The following is a 1,847-nucleotide window of genomic DNA, read 5'->3' on the forward strand; positions in this document are numbered from 1 at the left end:
ATCGCTGACACTTTGGTGAATTTCAAATCCCGATACAATGAATTAGGGAATACTTACAACAGCATCACCACCGCGCTCTCAAAGGTTCCTAACGCGCAAAGCTTGCAAAATGTGGTGAGCCAAAAGAATAACCCCTATAGCCCGCAAGGCATAGAAACCAATTACTACTTGAATCAAAATTCTTACAACCAGATCCAAACCATCAACCAAGAACTAGGGCGTAACCCCTTCAGGAAAGTGGGCATTGTTGGTTCTCAAACCAACAACGGCGCCATGAATGGGATCGGTATCCAGGTGGGCTATAAGCAATTCTTTGGGCAAAAAAGAAAATGGGGCGCTAGGTATTACGGCTTTTTTGATTACAACCATGCGTTCATCAAATCCAGCTTTTTCAACTCGGCTTCTGATGTATGGACTTATGGTTTTGGAGCGGACGCTCTCTATAACTTCATCAACGATAAAGCCACCAATTTCTTAGGCAAAAACAACAAGCTTTCCGTAGGGCTTTTTGGAGGCATTGCGTTAGCGGGCACTTCTTGGCTTAATTCTGAATACGTGAATTTAGCCACCGTGAATAACGTCTATAACGCTAAAATGAATGTGGCGAATTTCCAATTCTTGTTCAACATGGGAGTGAGGATGAATTTAGCTAGGGCTAAGAAAAAAGGCAGCGATCATGCGGCTCAGCATGGGATTGAACTAGGGCTTAAAATCCCTACCATCAACACGAACTATTATTCCTTTATGGGGGCTGAACTCAAATACAGAAGGCTCTATAGCGTGTATTTGAATTATGTGTTCGCTTATTAAAGCTTAACCCCTTTGTGAAACTCCCTTTTTAAGGGGTTTCTTTTGAAGCCTTTCTTTTTGGAGGGGTTTAATTTTTTTGAAGTCTTTGTTTTTGAACCCTTTGTTTTAGGGGGCTTCTTTTTAAGGGGTTTCTTTTTTGAACTCTCTTGTTAAGGGATTTGTTTTTTGAACCCTTTGTTTTGAACCCTTTGTTTTTAAAACCCTTTGTTTTTGAACTCTTTACTTTTTAAACTCTCTTTTTTAAGGGGTTTCTTTTTTAAACTCTTTGTTTTAAGGGGCTTCTTTTTTTGAAGCCTTTGTTTTTGAATTCTCTTTTTAAGGGGTTTCTTTTTTAAAACTTTCTTTTTTTAAACTTTCTTTTTTTGAACTCTTTGTTTTTTTGGGGATTTTAATGAAAAATCTTCTTTCTTTTGAACTCTTTTCTTTTGAACCCTTTTTTTTGGGGGGTTTGATGAAAAATCTTTTTTAGTATTTTTTATAACCAATGATAAAAGAGCTTGCCAAAAGCAAGCGATAATTTTAAAAATGAAAAAATCTTTTTTAGCATTTTTGGTATTATTTAGTAGAAAACTTGATGCTACTTTAAACGATAGTTTTTAAAAAAGCGCTTCTTTATATAGGGGGTTTAAGTTGGAGATTAAAAGGGGGAGAATGGTTTCAAATACTTCCTATCTCTTTAAGAAAATAAAATAAAACTTAAGAAAATGAATTTTATTATAAAATCAAATCTAAAACGATTATTTTTCACTCACAAAACTTTTAAATCTTTAAGTTTTTGATCTTTAAGTTTTTCACTGATTTTTCAATCCGCTTCTTTTTAATCTTTTGATCTTTAATTTTTTAATCTTTTGATCTTTAATTTTTTCATTAACTTCTCAATCCGCTTTTTAATCTTTAAGTTTTGATTTTTCTAACCTTTTTAATCCCACTCTATCGCTTGCGCTATAATGAACTGATCTTATATTTTAAAAGGAATAAATATGCCAAACACCACCAACAAAGATTACACAAAATACAGCCAAAGACAGCTTTTTAAT

The 1,847-nt window shown here is 34.1% G+C and carries 1 pseudogene; it reads left to right on the plus strand.

What is annotated here, in order from left to right:
* Positions 1-810 (plus strand): annotated as a pseudogene (gene babB / locus CXY28_RS08540) (Hop family adhesin BabB); the annotation flags it as partial.
* Positions 811-1,847: the final 1,037 nt, after the last annotated feature.

It is taken from the genome of Helicobacter pylori (assembly GCF_002832345.1).
Classification (GTDB): Bacteria; Campylobacterota; Campylobacteria; order Campylobacterales; family Helicobacteraceae; genus Helicobacter; species Helicobacter pylori_CP.